General features: G+C 42.4%; 16 protein-coding genes. 8 read left to right on the top strand and 8 right to left on the bottom strand.

Annotated features, from left to right (window positions below; translation table 11 throughout):
* Positions 1-26: 26 nt before the first annotated feature.
* A complete protein-coding gene (locus ACYX4J_RS11725) occupies positions 27-545 on the top strand; it encodes an aspartate/glutamate racemase family protein (RefSeq protein ID WP_476176662.1) in 519 nt (172 codons plus the stop codon).
* Positions 546-741: 196 nt separating this feature from the next.
* Here ACYX4J_RS11725 and ACYX4J_RS11720 read toward each other — a convergent pair whose 3' ends face one another.
* Positions 742-1,638: a fatty acid desaturase family protein gene (locus ACYX4J_RS11720; RefSeq protein ID WP_476176661.1), complete on the bottom strand. Its 897-nt coding sequence runs from the start codon at positions 1,636-1,638 to the stop codon at positions 742-744.
* 23 nt (positions 1,639-1,661) lie between these two features.
* A complete protein-coding gene (locus ACYX4J_RS11715) occupies positions 1,662-2,465 on the bottom strand; it encodes a hypothetical protein (RefSeq protein ID WP_476176660.1) in 804 nt (267 codons plus the stop codon).
* Between the two features lie 702 nt (positions 2,466-3,167).
* Here ACYX4J_RS11715 and ACYX4J_RS11710 point away from each other — a divergent pair.
* The 3 genes from ACYX4J_RS11710 to ACYX4J_RS11700 all read left to right on the top strand — a co-directional run bounded on the left by ACYX4J_RS11710 (position 3,168) and on the right by ACYX4J_RS11700 (position 5,307).
* Positions 3,168-3,524: a VOC family protein gene (locus ACYX4J_RS11710; protein WP_444927609.1), complete on the top strand. Its 357-nt coding sequence runs from the start codon at positions 3,168-3,170 to the stop codon at positions 3,522-3,524.
* Between the two features lie 151 nt (positions 3,525-3,675).
* Positions 3,676-4,221 carry a hypothetical protein gene (locus ACYX4J_RS11705; protein ID WP_476176659.1) on the top strand — a complete coding sequence of 182 codons (546 nt, stop codon included), beginning with the start codon at positions 3,676-3,678 and terminating at the stop codon, positions 4,219-4,221.
* A 390-nt stretch (positions 4,222-4,611) separates the two neighbouring features.
* Positions 4,612-5,307 (top strand): GlcG/HbpS family heme-binding protein, encoded by a 696-nt coding sequence (locus ACYX4J_RS11700; protein ID WP_476176658.1) that lies wholly within the window; start codon positions 4,612-4,614, stop codon positions 5,305-5,307.
* A 399-nt stretch (positions 5,308-5,706) separates the two neighbouring features.
* Here ACYX4J_RS11700 and ACYX4J_RS11695 read toward each other — a convergent pair whose 3' ends face one another.
* The 4 genes from ACYX4J_RS11695 to ACYX4J_RS11680 form a co-directional block, all read right to left on the bottom strand.
* Positions 5,707-7,950: a xanthine dehydrogenase family protein molybdopterin-binding subunit gene (locus ACYX4J_RS11695; protein WP_476176657.1), complete on the bottom strand. Its 2,244-nt coding sequence runs from the start codon at positions 7,948-7,950 to the stop codon at positions 5,707-5,709.
* Between the two features lie 2 nt (positions 7,951-7,952).
* Entirely contained in the window at positions 7,953-8,411 is a 459-nt protein-coding gene (locus ACYX4J_RS11690) for a (2Fe-2S)-binding protein (RefSeq protein ID WP_476176656.1), read from the bottom strand.
* Between the two features lie 158 nt (positions 8,412-8,569).
* Positions 8,570-9,256: a nucleotidyltransferase family protein gene (locus ACYX4J_RS11685; RefSeq protein WP_476176655.1), complete on the bottom strand. Its 687-nt coding sequence runs from the start codon at positions 9,254-9,256 to the stop codon at positions 8,570-8,572.
* A complete protein-coding gene (locus ACYX4J_RS11680) occupies positions 9,253-10,284 on the bottom strand; it encodes an XdhC family protein (RefSeq protein ID WP_476176654.1) in 1,032 nt (343 codons plus the stop codon). The genes ACYX4J_RS11685 and ACYX4J_RS11680 overlap by 4 nt, the downstream gene beginning before the upstream one ends.
* Before the next feature lie 1,041 nt (positions 10,285-11,325).
* On the opposite strand from ACYX4J_RS11680, the gene ACYX4J_RS11675 reads away from it, so the two are divergent.
* Both ACYX4J_RS11675 and ACYX4J_RS11670 read left to right on the top strand, forming a co-directional pair.
* A protein-coding gene (locus tag ACYX4J_RS11675) for an IS3 family transposase (RefSeq protein ID WP_476176653.1) occupies positions 11,326-12,464 on the top strand; the annotation gives its coding sequence in 2 pieces (ribosomal slippage) (positions 11,326-11,575 and positions 11,575-12,464; 1,140 coding nt in all).
* 32 nt (positions 12,465-12,496) lie between these two features.
* Positions 12,497-14,674: an N-acyl-D-amino-acid deacylase family protein gene (locus ACYX4J_RS11670; RefSeq protein WP_476176652.1), complete on the top strand. Its 2,178-nt coding sequence runs from the start codon at positions 12,497-12,499 to the stop codon at positions 14,672-14,674.
* A 483-nt stretch (positions 14,675-15,157) separates the two neighbouring features.
* Here ACYX4J_RS11670 and ACYX4J_RS11665 read toward each other — a convergent pair whose 3' ends face one another.
* Positions 15,158-16,129: a class I SAM-dependent methyltransferase gene (locus ACYX4J_RS11665; RefSeq protein WP_476176651.1), complete on the bottom strand. Its 972-nt coding sequence runs from the start codon at positions 16,127-16,129 to the stop codon at positions 15,158-15,160.
* A gap of 1,138 nt (positions 16,130-17,267) precedes the next feature.
* Here ACYX4J_RS11665 and ACYX4J_RS11660 point away from each other — a divergent pair.
* Together ACYX4J_RS11660 and ACYX4J_RS11655 are read left to right on the top strand one after the other, a co-directional pair.
* Positions 17,268-18,113 carry an arylamine N-acetyltransferase family protein gene (locus ACYX4J_RS11660; RefSeq protein ID WP_476176650.1) on the top strand — a complete coding sequence of 282 codons (846 nt, stop codon included), beginning with the start codon at positions 17,268-17,270 and terminating at the stop codon, positions 18,111-18,113.
* Entirely contained in the window at positions 18,110-18,697 is a 588-nt protein-coding gene (locus tag ACYX4J_RS11655; protein ID WP_476176649.1) for a flavodoxin family protein, read from the top strand. Before ACYX4J_RS11660 ends, ACYX4J_RS11655 begins: the two co-directional genes overlap by 4 nt.
* On the opposite strand, the gene ACYX4J_RS11650 is transcribed toward ACYX4J_RS11655, so the two are convergent.
* On the bottom strand, positions 18,659-19,957 hold the full coding sequence (locus tag ACYX4J_RS11650; protein WP_444933386.1) for an MFS transporter: 1,299 nt from the start codon (positions 19,955-19,957) through the stop codon (positions 18,659-18,661). The two genes, ACYX4J_RS11655 and ACYX4J_RS11650, sit on opposite strands and share 39 nt — an antisense overlap.
* Positions 19,958-20,408 lie beyond the last annotated feature (451 nt).

Below are 20,408 nucleotides of genomic sequence, written 5' to 3'. Positions count from 1 at the left end.
GCGATTAGTTGGGTGTTGGTGACCTAATGCTTTCTTCAGCTAAAAAGCTCAAAGCGCAGGGTGCTGATTTCTTAATTTGTCCAGATAATACCATTCATCAGGCGTTTGAGTATGTAAAAGAGTTATCACCGCTACCTTGGCTCCATATTGCTGAAGCTGTAGCAGAGAGTGCGAAATCTCGCGGTTATCAAAAGCTTGGTATTTTAGGCACCAAATGGCTGGTGGAAAGTGATGTTTACCCAAAGAAAATTGAAGGGCAGAACCTTGCTTGGCTGCGACCTACAAATGAGCAGGTACACAATATAGACCGCTTAATTATGGAAGAATTGGTCTGTGGAGTCTCGACGCCAGATTCAGTAACTTACTTTCAAGAGGTTATTCAAAGTTTAAAGGCTAATGGTTGTGATGCCGTTATACTTGGGTGTACAGAAATACCACTAATAATTAGTGACTCCAACTCCCCTCTGCCTACCTTGAACTCCAATCATTTATTGGCGGAGGCAGCAATTAGGTTGGCTGTTGGATGTGCAGAATATTCCTGGTAAGCGCAGTAGTGGGTGCTCGATCGGCATTTATCATATGTAAAGCGAAGCTCTAATGTATGGATTTGGATTGCAGCAAAGCAAAAAACCATTTCACGGATAGGTTAGTATGGCTTTTGCTGCTGCCTGTATGGAAAATACGGTGGAAGTATCATACTTATCTTAAGCTGTTTTGCCGCGAAGTATTCAGTTTCAGTTGCTATCTTAACACCTGCCTTAACACGCCAAGGTAGTTATCAGCCAGCTCTACATCATCATAGTACCCGCGGGCCTTAAGAAACTTATGGAGTGCCCTTAAGTTATAGGTGGGCACACCCATAAAAGCGTGATGCTCACAATGGTAGCTTAATCCATCGGTGGGGCTGACAAAGAGTAATCCTAAAATTCCCCTTGGAACCGATCGTGTATTATATTTTGGTTCCAGATGATAGAGATCTTTAACCCCGGCATGCTCAGCGATTTGACGCATTCGAATGATGGCCATATAGACTGTAAGGTAGGCTATTACCCATAGGATATACAACTGCGGAAAGCCAGAGGCCCACAACGCCGCAAACATGATACCGTTAACAAACAGGCCCCGTGTCAACTGATAATTAACTCTCTTATTTCTGCTCAACAAATCTCGACCGTTTAAAAAAAGATATAGGTTTGCCTTTAAACCAGTGATTCCCAAAAAATCTCTAATGAATTTTCTCGCTAGACTCCTTTTACTTACAGGATAGTCTTTGTAGTTCTTCAGATCCGGATCTTTATCTGTGCCAGCATTTCGATGATGTTTTAGATGGCTCTTAATATAGGTATCACCATCCATCAATAAAAATGGTGAAGATAACCACTTGGCAACGAATTTATTATAGGCCCGGGTTGCGAAAAGCGTTTTATGACTGGCTTCATGCATGATTGCAGCTAAGGCCTGTTGACGCCCAGCAAGCAAGAATACTGCTGCAATATATACGTACCAATACGGTAATAGTGCTGCAATAACAAAAATACTAACGATGCCAATCCAAGCGCTTGCTACTATCCACCAAGCTCTGGCATCACTACGCTGCAGAAAAGGCTTTAGTTCTTCTTTGCTAATTGGGATATTCATTGAGGAGTACCTTGTTGTGATTATTAGTCAACACCTAACTTCTTCAACTGTTCCAGCCAAATGTTACGGCCAACACGATCGTACTTACGCACGATATTCTTCAATTCTTGGTACTTCTCTTGCGGTCTTATTATCTTTGGGAGTAGAGGATCAATCGCTAGGCGATGAATGGCCTCACCACCCAACCGGCATGTTTCTGATAATGTTGTATAAATAGGTTTATTTGACAGAGTCTTAAGGCTTTTCTCAAGGGACCGTACGAGATCGTCATATTCGCTATCAAGCCTTCCGATATCCCATAGCTGGTGAGCCCATTGAGAGACTAATGAATCGGGAACCTCATGCAATACAAAACAGTTCGCCCCTACCTCAAGTCCAAGAGTATCTAATGAAGCGATTATTTCAGAATGGGCGAGTTTTAGATTGTTGGGTCGTACCCACAGGTGGTCGAGGCCTACGGAAAAACCATACCATTGGAGAACCGATAATGACTTTCTACGAACCGTACGTGATATTCCTTTAGGTAAGTGACAAGTAAGCCAACTACCGTCCCAAGTTTCATAATGAAAAGTATCATGTTGCCAGCGGTTGATAAAAGCACGTTTGGCGATCGCTTTTTCTGTTAAACGGTACACCCCCCGCCCATCATGGCTGACCAATTCGGTACTTACCAATCTATTTAATGTTACTCGTAGACTATTGATAGAAATGTCAAATGCATCAGATATAAAGCTGAGCTGACTGGTTCCAAGCTCGTGTCGCTTGTTAACGCCCATCAGGTCCAGTAGGACATTTTTAGGGGTAGGCTCATACGTAAACTGATACATAATGATATTTCTGACAATAATCCTGGTATTTGTTCTACGTGATATTACAGAGTAGAGCACAACTTGCAAGACATTGTAATCTTTGGGTTAAACAAATAGACGCTTAAATCCACGGTAATGCCATCTACTGCTACCCGATATCCCTATCATCGTGATAGAAATCTATGGGGGAGGATTATATTCAAGTGCTTGATAAGCTCTCTGTGCGAGGATGAGATGATAATTTCAAGCTTTGTTGCTAAGGCAGTTAAAGTTGTAGATGTTAATATCTAACACAGGTGTAACTTGTACAAATTATGTGTTCTAGAAGTTCTAACAGAAGCAACTTTGTGTATTACTTTAACAATATCCTTAAAGCAAGTGCCTAAGAATAGGTGCTTTTTAGCACTATCTAGCAGTTTAATAGTTGCTGTTGATATAATGATCGATAGAGGAATCCCATAATAATAAGGGAATGCTATGTATACCTCTAGATTGTCTTTTCGTTAGATTGATAACTGTTCTTTTGTGTGGGTCGGGAAGGGACTGGATATGTCAATTGCTATATGCCACTAAAAGGTATTTCTATAGTTCGGCATCCTTTAATCTAGGGGGAAATATATGGTTGCTTGACTTGTTAACAATTTTTTGTACTTGGGTAACATTTGTTTGTGCAGTTTAGGTTAAAATGCTTGGAAGTCTTATAAAAAATGGTGGTAGAACATGAGTGAAATATCAAAGTTCGGAGTCGTAATATATGCAAGAGATATACAGGGTCTCTCCGAGTTCTATCTAAAAATGTTTGATTTTTACGTACTACATAAAACAGATAAGTTGATTAGTATAGGTAAAGACGGATTTAATATTGTTGTACATGTCCCGCCCAAAGAGCTCCCTGAGCGAAGTTTCAACACAATTAAACTATTTGTCATGGTGGAGTGTCTTGAAGATGCAAAGAATAAGGCTGAGACACTTGGGGGCAGGGCTATGGAAGGTGAGTGGTCAAATCCAATTTTCAAGGTTTGTAACGTAGCTGATCCTGAGGGGAATCACATTCAGCTTAGGCAAGCTAAATCTTAGTAATAGAGTCAGTTTTATCTATATTGGTGAAGCATGATCTTCAGTGATGCTGCTTGGTGGCGAGTATATGTTTCTTTACAGTTTTGTATTTTAAAGTTTGATTTCCAAAGTAACTCTTCAATGTGGTGCGTAATAGTGAGTTGGAGGATAGGTGGATTTAATATTAAAAGATTTAATTTCTTTATCATGTAAGGCTCTGCAGGAGGAGGATCAGTATCTTCAGGAGTCACTTTCCAATAATTCTTGCTACTCGTGTGACCAAGCTGGGATTCTAAAAATAAATAATGAGAGATATTATCAGTTCATCATTGCCAGGTACCTTTTTAGATGCTTCGCTAGAAGGATTCAGGTCGAGTATGACTTAATTGATCTTGTTGTTTTCCGGGAAGATGTGCCATCAGAAATAGAAGTGGTGGTGGAAATGAAGAGGTGGATGAGCTCAACAGGTAGTCCTGAAATACCTAAAATTAGAAGTGACTTTGATAAATTAAGCAAGTGTAGACCGGCAAAAGGACTGGCTCTAATAATGTCTTCTAATCCAAAGGGCGTATCAATTAAAGATAATATACAGTATCTTTCTGATGAGCTAGATAGAAATTTAGATTCAGACCTATGGGTATATGAGTCGTTCGATACAATAGGTATAAATGGCGAAGAAAATGTATTTTGGGTGGCCGGTTATAACCCTGCTTATTGATAAGAGTCAGTTGTAAAAAGACATGATTGTTTTCTGTAATTTACTATTTGAGTAATTCTTCTAGCTTAAAATCGTTTATTGTGTATATAGACTTTTTATTTAGATGGTGTTTATTTGGTGGTCGTCAATCATTCGTGTAGTTAAGTTGAATTTAGATGGTTCGTAACCAGTTGGATGGAGATTAATATGATCTATCCTGCTTGTTGGTTGTAAACTAGTCATAACTCTTAATAGAGGCAGTCTTCAATCAGGTGGGCGAGAAAATAATTTTCAAACTTGCTGGCAGAGTATAGGTTGGCTCTACTGACCTTTATTGGCTGAAGCACATTTAAAGCAATAAGCTACTATGATTGGATGCTAATTACTTGAGCGAGAAAAGGAGAAGTTGGTATGGACGCTGCTTCAGTTAAATTCCCAACGCATTCTGAGCTTCAGAAGGTGCTTAAAGATATTGTAAGCGAAAAAAATGGTGGATTTAACTTTAATATGTGGGCAACTATCGTTGACAGGGATGGTGTCGTTAAATTAGTTGCATTTTCAGGCAAGGACCGAGGTGATCAATGGCCTGGGAGCAGAGTTATTTCAGCGCAAAAGGCAAACACGGCGAATGCATTCAGTCTTCCCGACCTATCACTATCAACGGCCAACCTTTTTTCGGCTGTACAGCCTGGTGGTAGTTTATATGGCTTACAGCATAGCAATCCAGTTGATACAAATGTCGCTTATGGTGGTTCATCAAATCAAATTGGCACAGAAGATGACCCGATGGTGGGTAAAAAGATCGGAGGAATTAATGTATTTGGTGGTGGCTTAGCTCTGTATAATAAGGATGGAAAGCTTATCGGTGCTCTAGGGATTAGCGGTGATAGTTCATGTGCAGATCATAATATCGCATGGAAATTGCGCCACAACCTCCAGCTAGATTATGTGCCTTCAGGAGTTAGCCCCAATAAGGATGACAATATTGTCTATGATATTGTTGATGGCGTTAGCGCCAGTGGTTGGGGGCATCCCGCATGTTCTCCCGAATCAGTTGATATAGCGACAAGCTTCTCTAAAATTTATTCGGTTAGAACAAAAAAGTAATTTAGTTTCCAGTAAGAGTAGTATTCTACACTACCCCAATAATGATAATGGCAAGCCGAACGAGGTTTTTATAGATCTGTCCTTATTTGATGTTGCCCAACAAGGTAAAGGCTATGGCCCAAAAACTATGAGACTTCAGTGTGAGGAAGTCGAAAAAGTGAAAATTTCTAACCCTGTATCCCGTTGCTACGTAGCAATCCATGCTTTTATTAAGAAACTTTTGAGCGATTTAATTTTTAAGTTGTAGATCGAGACGAGTTTGATGAGTCAATAATGGAATTGCATTATGTTCAGTCAGTTCTGTGGGTCTTTGTCTACGCTGTTTTCTTTTATATATCCCCCTTCACGAAGAACGAGTAGGGGGATATAAAGCTCTACCTTTGCAATTGTGATCATAACTTAAACATTAAGTTTTTTATTTACTGGCAGATTGCGAATTCTGGTTCCTGTTGCTGCAAATATCGCGTTGGTCAATGCAGGGGCTACGGGTGGCACACCAGGCTCACCAACGCCTGCTGGAGCAGAATTGGCACTCACTACCGTTACCGAAATATCAGGGCACTGCCCGATACGAAGTACAGGGTAATCATGGAAGTTGGACTGCTTAACCTTCCCATCTTCAAAGGCTACCTCTCCCATCATCGCCAAGCTTAAGCCAAAAATCACCGCGCCTTCGGTTTGTGAGACAACTCTATCAGGGTTAACAACAAGTCCAGCATCAATAGCTGCAATTGCTTGCAGTACCTTAAGGTTTGTGTTTTTCACCTCCACCAGAATCGCTATAGCTACATAGCTATTAAAGCTTCGATGAACGGCAAAGCCCCAGCCTTGATTTGGCTGGTTAGGTGCAAATTCAGCCATATTCCTTTCAACAATATCAATCACCTGATGGTAGCGACCAACATCGACTGGGTGACGTGATAGATCCTCTCCGTAGTTTCCGTATTTGAACTGTTGACCGGAAAAGTCGATATGCCTAGGTTGGCCCAACATTTCTTTCCACATCTTTGGGCATGATACTTTGGCATTGTGTGCCAGTTCATCCACGAAGCTACCAATACCAAAGGCGTGTTGAATATTACTCACTGAGCGCATCCAGCCGATACGGGTATGCGCCAATGCTTTAACCGCTTCACAACGATGACTTGGCACAGTAAATGGAATGTCGACAAAGCCAAGGTCCAGCTCTCCAGCGGACGGGTACTCCACGTTTTCGGCAAAGGTAGTGCTAATAGATGGAAAGGCGGTACGTTGTAGTATTGCCGTTGGCATTTGATCGCTATCAAGTTTTGCTTGATAAAGTTGGGCACTAATTGCGTGCATGTAGCCGTTTTGGATATCGTCCTCGCGGCTCCAGCTAACTTTAACCGGCCGTCCAAGCTTTTTAGACAATAGTGCCGCTTCCACACTAAAGTCAGGCTTTGACTTCCTTCCAAAGCCGCCCCCTAATAGCGTGACGTTAACTTTCACTTGTTCGTCATTGAGCCCGAGGTTTGCTGCTACATTTTGCTGCGTACTTTGGGGTGTTTGTGTTGATGCCCAGATTTCACAGCCATTTGGTGTAACTGAAGCTACAGCAGCAGGAGCTTCCATCGGTGCGTGGGCCAAATAGGGCACTGTGTATATGGCTTGCTGGGTAGAGTCCTCCGGCCAATCGGTGTTTTCAACTCCTTGTTGGCGAACTAATTTACCAGGCTCCTTGACCCCCTGAATTAACGACTCCATGAAACTTGTGCTGTTATGGCTATCATTCTTACTGGCAGTCCAAGTTATTTCTAATGCTTTACGCCCTTGCAAGGCACTCCAGGTGTTAGTAGCAATAACTGCTACACCACCTAAAACTTGAAACTTAGGTGGTCCTTCGGGCACAGGTAATTGAATCACATCCACAACCCCGGGAACCTTGCGTGCCAGGGTATCATCTAAACTTTCTACATCACTACCGAGAACCGGGGGCCTGGCTATACTGGCATACAACATGCCATCTATTTGAATGTCGTAGCCATATCTAGCTCTTCCGGATAGCATATTATCCATGTCGACAATCTTGTGAGATTTGCCGATATGTTTAAAGTCCTTGTTTTCCTTCAGTTTCACATGGTTCAATTCTGGTATGGGCAGTTTCGCAGCAGTAACTGCTAGCTCTCCATAACTAAAGCTTCTACCCGACTTTACGTGCACGACTTTATGATTCCTGGCTTCCACTTCTCCGACAGGCACTTGCCATGAGTCTGCTGCAGCTTGTTCTAGCATGGTCCGAGCTATTGCCCCCATTTGTCGCATTTTGTCATAATGCTTACGAATACTGCGTGACCCATCGGTATTCTGGCTTCCATAGCGCTTATCGGCTAACCCTTGAATCACAACGACATGTTGCCAATCAGCCTCAAGCTCATCAGCGAGTATCTGAGGTATCCCGGTTCTAATACCTTGGCCCATCTCTGAACGATGACAGGTAAGATAGACTTTATTGTCTTCGCCAACAGCAACAAACAGGTTTAACCTCGGCTCCTTTCCTTGTGCTATGGCCATCGGACTCCAGCTTATCCCACTTGCACCTAAAGCTAAGCCCCCGCCAGTTGCTCCAAATAGTTTAAGTACATCCCGGCGGCTGAAATTTTTTACGGCTGTAAAGCTACTCATTATTAAGTTCTCTTTTTAGCGGTGTCTTGAATAGCAGCTCGAATTCGTGTGTAGGTACCACAACGGCAAATATTTCCAGCCATGGCAGAGTTAATCTCTTCATCACTTGGTGATGGGTTTTGGGTCAATAGCGCGGCAGCAGTCATAAGCTGGCCAGACTGACAATAGCCACATTGTGGAACGTTATTGTCGCTCCATGCTTGCTTCAATTCAGCAAATTGCAGCCCCTCGATGGTAGTTACTTTCTTGCCGTTGGCTTGCGAAACCGTCGTTAAACATGCTCGCGTAGGCGCTCCGTCCAAGTGGATTGTACAAGCTCCACACAATCCAGCACCGCAACCATATTTAGTGCCTGTTAATCCAAGCAAATCTCTGATTGCCCACAAAAGTGGCATCTCAGGTGCAACATCTAGTGCGTAATTTTTGTCGTTGATGGTTAAGGTTAACTTCTTATCTGACATTACCCACTCCTTGATAATCCCACTAGTAATTGCGTATCGGTGGCGAAATCGCTTCTTTTCGTTAACTGGCTCTGACTTGGAAATCTGAGTATCGCACAGCTAGTTTTACGGAAGTACTTATGTAAATTGATACTCTCACTAAAAACTGAAAATAAGCCCTAACTGAGATTCTCCACAATCATTTGTTGCCAATTTTCTATGTCAGCTCTACGATCTATATCTATAGCGACACCTTCGATCTCAACAATTGATAAAGCATCTAGATTAGATTTATTTTTCAATAAGTGCTTTGCGCCTGTATCGCCTGTGAGAGATGCGAGATCAGTAAAATCTGAGGAGTTAAATACTGCAGGTACACCAAAACTATTTTGATATTGGGCGCAGCAAGTTTGCCCATATGACTGCCACGCAGAGATTAATTGTTGATAATCATCCAAAGTTACGCCTATGTGATCAGCCAAGGCAATTAGCAAACCATCTACCTTAAGTGCCTCGGCTTCGATAACTGCTTCTTTGATAGAGCTTGCAATACCACTTTGCCAGTTAGGGTTAAATCGCCGGTTCACATCGGAAGACAACAAATTAGCCAGCTTCTCTTGATGCGCTCCCAGAACTACCAATAACTCTACTTTTAGCCCGGTTGATGTTTTTGTGTTTAGGCTGGTTAGTTTATCAAGCGTTTGCAACAGCAGAGGCTGACTCTTAATCTTCCCATTTGAGTCAATCACATCTACTGTTGCTTGTAACTTTATACCATTAAATCTACGGCTTTCTCCGGCAGCGAGCAATGCTACCAGTATCCGTTTTGAAGGTTGTCTAGCTGTCTCCCGGATAAATTTATTCACGTTGCGACCTTGTCTAGAGGTAACAATCTAGCTTGATGCAATACTCCGTGACATTGAGCCAGGATGCTCAAAGCAATGGACTCAGGTAGCTCACCACCTAATGCTAAACCTGCCGGTGCGGAAAAGACACCATAGAAATCACTTACTTTTATCCTCGCTCTATCAAGAACTTTATCACGTCTATGTGGAGGGCCGAGCAGCGCAACATAGTGTAGCTTCGTTAGGCTTACGGCTTGTAACGCCTTCGCATCCAAGTCCAAGTTGTGGTGCATCACAATCGCCGCATCAAACTGATTCAGCAGTGATGTAGTCAGCTGTGAATAGGGTTTCTTTAGAATACTTGCACCAGGGAAATCGTAATGACGGGCAAAACTTGTGCGTTCATCAATCACCGTAATGTGCCAGCCTAGTTCTTGAGCAATTTTGACTACTGGCTGAGCATCTAACCCGCCACCAAAAACAGCAATATGAAAGCGGGGTAGGCAGGGAATAATTAATCTCGGATGCAGAGCATCTGTTTTTCCATTTTGTAGTGATAGGGTAGCTTTGGTAGTGCTATCAATCTGGTAGCCCATTGCTTCTGGGGCAATAACTCTCGCAACAAGATCTCTTGAATTGGTATTTTGAATAGGTAACTCCAGTTCGTAGAAAGCGGAGTTTCCCGAGTTCAAATATTCTAAAAGGCAATGCAACTGAAGATATTGGTTTCTATGCGTGAGGGGAAATAAAATTAGTTCTACAATGCCACCACAGCCTAATTGATAGCTAGCATCCGACTCATCACTGGCATCGTAAATCACTTTAATCGAAGTATCATACTGAATAGCGCGTTGAGCGTATCGTTTTAAATCAGCCTCTAAGCAACCACCACTGACTAGACCAATACTCTTACCTAGTGGGTGAAACAACATTATCGCTCCCGCCTTACGATAAGCTGAGCCCCGAACTTTGGTGATTACGGCTAGTACCCAATCATCCTCAGGCGATGCCTGCCATTCACTTAATAGGGCTTCAATATGGTGCGACATAACTCTGTGCTCGAATACATAAAAAATGACCTACAAACCTACTTGGAACCCAGTAAACTTTAAAACACCACAATTTAGCGATACTCCAAGAATATGAATAAAATGCAAGGTCGTTCCCAGAAAAAGCGGCAGCTGTGCTGTTAAGTGCGATAGTCGGAAATTGATGCGTGCTTTCGTCTAATAATGGGCTGCTTCTATAAGGGTAGAATCTGAGGCGAGGCAGTGGGGTTTTGTCCTAAATGACTCTTATTGGATTATTTTCTATTTTGGCTGCCTCTGAAACAATGGTACCAGCTCACTAGATTGTTCTGAGTTGAATCAGTAACCTATTTCCTAGTGATACTTTGGGTAAGGAAGGGCTTAGTGCGTAGAGGTTCTTGTAATTGATCTTTGGTAGAAGAGTAAAGCAAGGCAAAAGGGTAATAGATGTAGAATGGAAAATTAGATATTAAGCTGCTAGTGCTGGGAAGCCATTGGCTACATCAATATTTATAAGGTTAACTAAACGTTTGTATTGCAATGCCAGGAAAATTTCGAGATCCGTATGAAATTCTATCGATAGCCGGTCTTGTTTAAGCGATAAGTAGTGTTTGATTCAAAGATTGTAACAGATAAAGTTAGAGTACGGTGAATTTTAAGTCCGTTTAGTTGTGTTTTGTGGTGTGCCATATAAAGATAAATTGATAAGGATGGTTATGAATACCAAGTTGATTCTCAATTTTCTCATCGCAGGTATCATATTATTTGGTGTTTCAATTCTTGCTGAAAATAGCGGTATTCTAAAGCATGGGTATTAAAGGTGTGGGATTATCTATTTCGCCGTATCGTGAAGTTCTTGGTTTGAGTTATGTAGTTGATGGGGAGTAATTGTGAAATTTACACAGAGTTTATTAGTTAAGTATTGCCTTGTTTTATTGTTCCTTTTCTACAGTGCGGTAACTCTGGCACAGAACAATAAAATAGATTATTTGGACATTTTGTAGTGGTCTAATCCTTCCGGACACTTCGCTAAGATGGTAAAACTACCAAGCGAGGTGAAGTATGACAACAAAAGGTACACGTCGGCATTTCAAGCCGGAATTTAAGAAAGACGCCGTAGCGCTAGTCTCTGAGCAAGGGTATTCAATTTCTAAAGCAGCAGAGGCTGTAGGAACAACAGCCAATAACCTGCGACGCTGGATAAAGGAACTGAAGCAGGAAGAAGACGGTGTGAGGTTGGATGTAGGTGAGCGCGCAGAATTAGAGCGATTACGATGTGAAAATAAGCAGTTGCGGATGGAGAAAGAAATCCTAAAAAAGGCCAGCGCCTTCTTTGCGAAAGAAATGAAATAAAGTACAGCTTTATTGAAAAACAGCAAGGCAGCTTTCCTGTTAGGGTGCTCTGCCGGGTAATGCAGGTAAGTAAGTCTGGTTATTACGATTGGTGTTGCCGTGGTAATAGCTCAATAGATGCTCAAACATGGCAACTATGCCATCGTTTGAAGGCCCTATTTGCAGAATCTAGACAGAGCCTGGGAAGTCGTCGGTTAATGAAGCTGTTACGTAAAGAAGGCTTTGAAGTCGGGCGCTATCGAGTCCGCAAGCTCATGAAAAAGCTAGGCTTGGCAGTAAAGCGCAAGAAGCGATTTACACTGACGACAGACAGTAAACATCACCTGCCGGTCGCAGAGAACCTTCTAAATAGGGAGTTCTCACCGAGTGCTAAAAATCAAGTTTGGACGACTGATATTACATATATTTGGACTTCGCAGGGCTGGTTGTACTTGGCGGTAGTGATTGATCTCTATTCGCGCCGGATTATTGGTTGGCATCTAGATCGGAAGATGGAAACGGCCCTGGTAACTCGTGCGTTGATGATGGCTGTCAATTTGCGTTCGCCCCCAAAAGGTCTCCTGCATCACTCTGATCGTGGTAGTCAGTATGCCAGCCATACCTACCAAACGTTATTGAGTCAGCATGGGATGGTGTGTTCAATGAGCCGTAAGGGAAATTGTTGGGACAACGCACCGACTGAACGTTTCTTCAGCAGCCTGAAGCGGGAGTGGGTAACGGGAAACCTTTATCCGACAAGGGAGGATGCGGTAGCAGATGTAAGAGCCTATATTGCTTATTACAACTCACGAAGAATACATACAACACTGGGAGACCTAGCCCCTATCGAATTTGAGAAATGTGCTTAAAGAAGTGTCCGCTTGGAGTTGACCACAACATTTTGATTCTTGATGGAAAAGTTATCGATGGTTCAGGTAATCCATGGATAAAGCAAGATGTAGGAGTGGTCGATGACAAGATAGTCTTTGTAGGGAACGCTGATAGTCTTAGGAGCAAGGCTAAATTAACCATTAATGCTGAGGGGTTATATGTTACTCCTGGGTTTATTGACATGCATAGCCATGCAGATCTCAAAGACCCGCAGGGTAAAAAAATGTTACCCCAGATCTTTCAGGGCGTGACGTCGGTAATTATTGGTGTAGATGGCTTTGGGAAAAATGATGTTCTAGAGCAATATAAAGTCGCTGAGGAGGGAGGTGAAAGGCTCAGTGATACCGGCGTCAATATAGGAACCTATGTGGGTTTCAATCAGGCTCGCTTGAACGTTATGGGGATGAATGATAGACCTGCCAGCAATGAAGAGCGTTCAAAGACGACGCAGTATCTTGAAAGTGGTATGCAGCAAGGTGCTTTTGGGGTCTCAACGGGTCTTTTTTACCGACCGGCTTCTTATGCCTCAACAAAAGAAGTGATTGAATCCCTGTCATTCTTAAATAAGTATAAAGCTATTTATGATACCCATGATAGGGATTTGGGAGCAGTTCTAAACGGTATAGGATACGATGCTTCTGTTGCTGAAGCTATCAAAATTGGTTCTGCAATAGATGCGAGAATTATCTTTAGCCATTTTACTCCGCAGGGTAAGCATAACGACGGACGAGCTAACGTAGGGATAGATTTGATCAATAATGCCAGGGCGGATGGTGCTCAGGTATTTGCTGCACAACATCCATATACTGCAACGCAGAGTTCATTGCTGGCTTATACTATTCCAGACTGGGCCTTAGCTGGAGGAATGACATCTTTTCTTGAACGATTACAAAGTGAAAATCTCCTAAATCGTTTGCATTCAGAACATAGGCAGATGCTTGACATTCGTGGTGGCCCGGAAAAATTATTATTTACTGATAATAATAAAGACCTCAATGGAAAAACGTTAGCACAAGTATCCAAGGAATTAAATTTAACATCTTTAGATACTGTACTTCATATTGCTAAGGAGCAAAGAGATGCTTCTGTGATGAATCTTGAATTATATGATATGGACAATATTCGCTTATTAGCAACACAGGAATGGATGATGACGAGCTCGGATGGAGGCTCACACGCTGTGCCAGGCCAGCGTGCACATCCTAGAACATTTGGAGCGTTTGCTAAGAAGATAAGGCAGTTTGTTGTTGATGAATCTCTGATTTCTTTACCATTCTTGATTAGGGGGATGACAGCATTGCCCGCGAGTTTCTTAGGCATTCAGGATCGGGGACGATTGGCTCCTGGATATTATGCCGATATTGCTATCTTTGATTTGGATCAGGTCAATGATCGAGCAACCTACGAAGATCCGCAGCAGCTCGCAGAAGGGTTTATTCATGTATTAGTTAATGGCGAGTTGGCCTTGTACCACGGTGAGATAAAGAGTACAGATTTAGGACAGGTTTTACTTAGGCACCAGCCGCTAGTGAATGAAATGCCAACCGCACTACAGGTTAAAGAAAGTCTCTTAGGTGCTTTTGGAGGGAAGGATTCATTACATAAGATTGAATCTTTAACGTCTACAATAGAGTTATCTTCAGAAAGCAAGCCGTCACGTACAAAAATTCAATATTTAAATTTTTTGAATGAATCCATCGCCGAGTATTCAAGTCGTGAAAATGTAATTCACTTTGGAGTAGAAGGTCAATACGAACTATATCAAGGTGGCAATTCAATTGACCCTGAGTCAGCTGCCTATATTAGTTTAAATAAGAAGGATAATTTGCTTCAGGGATTACGGCTTAATTTCCTTTATTTTCTACGTGACCCATCGATGGAAGTGCAGGGCCCATTTGATGTGCCTGAGCACAGAAGTGAAAGCTGGTGGAAGCTCGTCTCAGGGGGAAGGATAACCCCTTTACTTGGTATAGACCCTGATACTGGGTATATTAGAAAGGTACTTTATGAAAATGGTGTTTTTGTTGAGGAGTTTGATTATAGAAGGATTGAATCAGGCGTCGTTTGGCCGCACCAATTTAAAGTATTAAATAATGGTAAAGTTGGCCTGAGTGGTCGATACAGCACTTTACAGACCGACTCAGGTCCAGGGTTTGAGGTATTACCATCTTGGTTCCCTGAAAATTAACTTTATACGAAAACACAATGCTGCTGGACTGTAGGTAGACAATTGGCTCGGTTTGATCTTGAGAAAGAGTTTTAATTGTATTAATTTAAATTTTGATTGGCGATGTGTTTTTTGTGAAGTTGTTGACCCTGGATTCCTACAATATTCGATACATATGGCGATGGCGAAGATTTTCTGCTGGCTGGTAAGCCCCTACACAAACAAGTTAGGACCATCATGGGGTCCCCAGTTGGTCATGGAAAAATGGTGCCAGATCGAACTCCTCATTGGGTGGTTCTGTTCGAGGGTTACCCTCAGCTAACCATTTTTTAGGTGATTAACTGATATGGATCAAAACTGAAATCAGCTGTTATTGTTGTAGCTATTATTTTATAAGTGGAGGTGGGTAGGGCAATTTATAAAGGGGTAATTTTTTGGGGTTTAGGAGTCGCTATTGTGGGTTTTGGCGAGCATAAAATTACTCGCCGAGTTTTTTAGGCGCTGTTAAGGTTTTAGGATTTCAATTTTCCAGCCAGTGCAATTGTTTTCATCATAGAATTTATCGCGAGCTAGTGGTTGCATCCCCAACCTTTCGAATATTGCTAGAAGGTTACCCATACTCTCTTCTGATAGTGATGAATCTAGTTGGTTTTGCGACCTTAAAGCCGTATATTCCAGTTCTGTACTAAAAAAAGAAAGAAACTTATCTTTTGTGGTGTTATTTGATGCTAAATTTCTTTGCAGGAAGTTTTCTAGAGAGTTTCTCACAAAGTAGGTTGTCGCAGATTTTGGATGTTTGGAAATTAACATCTCTACGGATGTAATAAGATACTTTAATTTGTCTGCTGTGTGCGGGTTGCCTAATTTTACTTTTGCCTCTTCAATGGACTGGATGTCTTTAAAATCATGTATAAAAGATGTAGTTTGCTCTGGGATTCTTAATTCTTCGGTAATTAGCTTGTGGGCTGAAACCTCATCTGAGCAATTTCTGTAGGGGGTGGAGTTTGTTTTGTGGCATATCGCTTTAAATACTCCTCCAGACTCCAGTGATTTTTCTATACTTCTCGCGGCTTCCAATTTATTGCTGTACTCAAAGCCAAATTGTGAAGTAATTAGGTTGAATTTCTCATCAAGTGAATGAATTTTTTCGATTGCCATGCAGGAGTGAAAGTGTAGTTTTTCTAATAGTTTTTGATTTCTAGGGTTTTTGTTGGTTGCTAGGGGGGTGATGTTAGCTGCATCAGCAGCATGTATTTCAAGAGGTTTGCCAGACTTTGATGCTTCATCTGCAATTAATAAAGCTATTGCACCATTGCCGCATGCAATATCGAGAACTTTAGAGTTAGGACTCAATCCAGAGACTGTTGATCTCCAATATTCGCCTGTTTTTCCTGTATAGCTGTGGGGCAGAACTTGTGCAAAAGAAGTGGGAAATCCTTGCTTCCAGAAATTTGTCCATTGCTCCAAATTTTGCATGGGTACCTCGATTTTATTTTGATTTATATATTGGATAATACGGTAAAGGCGTGTTTAAGAGCTACTTGTCGTGTATTGAGTGGGTGAGAATGGAAGGCTATTTAGGGGCATTATGCCCTCACAGTGGTTTGGCTAATATAATTAGCATGCCGTTTGTGACATTTATGAGTTTTTTGTATGTGGCGATGTATTTAATATATTTATCCATATTTAGGATGACTTTATTTGACTGTTTGCCTGTGTAGGATATATGTCTTTTTAGAACGGTTGTGTAGACTACTGTCTTGCTTTTCCAATGCTCAGACTAATTTGTATGTAGGTGGGGCAGGTATATAACGATTGTTATCAGTTGAAAAGGCAGTTGACTTAATGGTCGGGTTTAATCGGGTTTTCCCAACACATAGAACCCGCTTGATAAATTGCTGATAAGGGGACTTGGTGACTGGGCGTGCCTACTTGGTCCTTTATTATTGTGTAAATTGATTCTGTAGTATTGTGACTTTGATCTTCAATCTAGTTATTTTGGAGAGTCGTTTTTCTGTTTCGGCATAGCTCTCCCATATGATTACGTTAGTATATGTTGGGTTATCTATACATATGGGGTAGTACTCCCTGTTTAGCCAGTTTCAGATACGTAAAGTCTTCAGATAACTATAGCCGCCCCTATAAACTGATTGTGCCTCATTCCTAATTGTCTCTTTTGAGCATTAGGTTCTATTTATAGTGAGTACTGTCATGGAGAGAATTTGATTGGGTGTTGATATATTCTCCGTAAATAAAGTATTTAAGTAGAAAGTCGTGTCTTATACGGCTCACTTTTGCGGTGATATTCTCTGCCTAAATCGCTTTATGTACTAGTACAGTTTCCAAAATTCCAGCAACAGAAACGCTCTGCTAATTGGTTGGTGTGCCAGATGATGTCCCTAAAAACGGTATTTCACCAAGTTCTTCCTGATTGTTTTCGCTTCGTTAGCAAGATTGTAGTCTGCGTTTGCTGAGTAATCCCTACATTATGAGCCAGAATTGCTCTAGATCGTAACCAGTGTGGAAGATGAAAAAGCTATTGACCTCAAGTTAGGTTTAGGTATTAAGCTCTCGTCTATTGTTTATGAGCCCGGGTTTTGAGGAGACAATCGAGATGGGTACCCCTGGTATTAACTTGCAGCAATATTTAGACCGTATTAATTTTGATGGAGCCCCGGGTGCTAACTTGCAGTGTCTACAGCAGTTGTTGACCCAGCACGTCCGTACGATTCCATTCGAGAACGTCACTTCATTTTTGGGAAGCCCAGTGGATATTGAGTTGGAATCTATAGAGGCCAAGTTGGTACAACAAAAACGTGGAGGTTATTGTTACGAGCAAAATTCCTTATTAGGGGCAGTGTTAGGGCAAATCGGTTTTAAAGTTACGAACCTCGCCGCACGGATACTGTGGCAAATGCCGATAGGGCATCAACCCGCTCAGTCGCATATGATTCTGATGGTGGAGCTTGAGGGTGCACGCTTCCTGATAGATGCGGGATTTGGAAGTAACACTTTGACTGCACCACTCAATTTAGACTCCAGTGATCGTCAGAGTACACCGCACGGTGTTTACCGCTTTACTTTAATAGATGATGAGTACCTGTTAGAGGTTACAACCGATAGTGGTTGGCAACCTATGTACAGCTTTGACTTGAAACCTAAAACTCATGGCGATTATAAAATTGGTAGTTGGTATTGCTCAACGCACCCAGAATCCAGGTTTGTAGAGCACTTGATTGTTACTCGGTCTTTCCCAGAGGGGCGGCATACACTTTTCAATAGACAGTTAAGCTATCAACCACTTTTAGGCTCCAAGAGTGTTGTCATGATAGCGGATGTTGATGAGCTTCGGGCTACTTTACTGGATATCTTTGGGATAGAAGTGCCGGCTGGCAGAGAAATTGATCAAAAGTTAGGCCGGATATTTGAGTCAGGCGGCATAGCGGAGAGAGTCATATGAAGAGGGTAGGTGTTGTTTACCATTCTGTATCTGGCTGCAGTAAAGTTCTTGCGGAGTCCGTGGTGGAGGGAGTTAACACGCTAGAGAAGTGTATTGGTGTTGCCCTTGAGATTCAGGGAGAGAGCATTCGTCACGGACGTTATGAAGACCAGTCATTATTAGCTCAGTTGGATCAATGTGAAGCCATAGTAATGGGTTCGCCGACCTTTATGGGTACTGTCTCCGCTCAATTCAAAGCATTTATGGATGCAGCAAGTGAACGCTATGGAGATCGGTGCTGGCTGGATAAGTTAGCTGCAGGATTTACTGTTGGTAGTAATTTTAGTGGTGATCAGCTAGGTACCATCAGGACTCTACAGGTCTTTGCTGCACAAATGGGCATGTTGTGGGTTCCCCTGGATATTCTACCGAGTCAAGATTCCCTGGGTAGAAACCGGGGTGGTTGTCAGTCGGGCTTGGTAGCTGTCGCTGAGGGGGTTGGTGAAATTCATCAGTTGGACCGACTTACAGCCGTACATTTAGGTCGTCGAGTCGCAGGCTTAGCACTACGAACTTCCGATTTTAGAACCGCGCTTCTTGACTAGCTTTTTGCTGTTCAAAAGTAGGCTGCTGATGCAGCCTATGATGACGACAATCCCGATTAGCTGAAATCCCGCTTGGTAATTGTAGAATTTCTGTGTTGGTTGTGGAGCAAAGTCAAAAAGTCTGGCTAGTAGATTGCTGAGGGAGCGGATATAAGCGAACTCTATATCTTGATCGAGTGAGAGCCCTATGAGGGTTTGAATTACCCCTCCTAAAACAAAGCCCCCAGTTACAATAAGGGCAGAGGCAATGGCGTGCGCCTTTTCAGGAAGTTCAGATTGCACTATCGAGAGAGATAGAATTGAGCTGCTGAGGCCAAACCCTAAGAGAAAATTTGCCGCCAAAGTCCAGGAGTCCGACAAGTGAATACTAAGTAAAGCTGTGACAGCAATAATTGAGAGGAAACTAAAAGTTCTCGCTGGAATTATATAATCTCCCCGATAATGAGACCAAGCACCGACAATAAAGCTGCCGATAATGATGCCCGTTGAAATCATCGCATTGAGTAGGGCACTTTCTTTGGATGTTTCACGAAAAAAATCAACCTGGAACTGGATATTCCATAAATCAGAGTAGGCGATAATTACGCCGAAAAGGCAGGAGTAGAAGGTGAGGGCCAGCCAAAAAGCTCTTGATTTGAAGCATGAATTTAGCTTGTCAAATTGAGTGGCTTTTTTGGCAGAGAGTTCATGGGAAGAGTTTTGATTGCTGCCAATAAAAATAAATAGCAGCACAGCAAGGCAAATAAAAAATAGCGCTGCGATGAAGTAGGGCTCCCGGAATGAGACTTCGGTATCGAACAAACCGATAAGTAATGAGAGTGAAGCTGCTGCGAAATTAGCTAGTCCTTGGCTAACAGCGGCCATTAGTGAAAACTTATTAGGTAAATCCCGTCCGATAACATAGATAACTCCCAAGAAGCTACTGGATAATCCAAGTGCGACTAAGAGCTGCCCTGTAAGGGCTGTTCCGAAAGAATGACTGCTGGCAAAAATTACACAGCCGCTAGCGGCGAGGGCGGCTGAGATACCCAGTAAATACCGTGGACTTATAGGGCCCAATAGTGAGCCAAGTGTCAGTTGACCAATAGAATAGGCGACAAAGTAATATCCTCCCAGCATCCCTAAGCTTTGATGGTTGAGATTGAGTTCTTGAGTGAGGCTAGGTGATAGTAGGGCAAATAGGATTGAGTTGGTTACGCTGGCGCTGAAAAATATGACTGCAACTGTCCAAGACGCGTAGCGGAAGTGTTTCTGCCCCATAGGCTTTTCTTTATCGGTGTCTATTGCCACGTCTCGGCCTTGGGCTTCACTCCTCAGCTCCTGCTTATGATTGCAGCGACCAATAGGGATAAAGCGCTAGGGTTTTAAATGGATATGAAACAAGTCGCATTAGATAGATCTTAGAGCAATTAGGAGCCGTAGCCCGAACACAAGTAGTTGATAGTAAGCAGGATTGAAATCGATCGGGCAGCTAGGTTTGATCAAAGTATCGCCAACGGCTGTTGAAGTTGAATGCTATTTGCTAGGCGGTGCCGTATTGAGGAGCTTTAATAGACTCTTTATTCAAAAGAATACACTTACAAAGTCGTTATCACGTAATTTCATCTCCCCAATAGAAACATTCCGTGGCTCGTTATCAGGTGGAAGGGATGTGAGCAGTGTGAACGCTGTTGGCATCTTGATACTGGAGGTGAGATCGTGCTTCGGGACT

This window comes from Microbulbifer sp. ABM4_008 (assembly GCF_056311705.1).
This window is presented reverse-complemented; position numbering and strand designations above follow the sequence as displayed.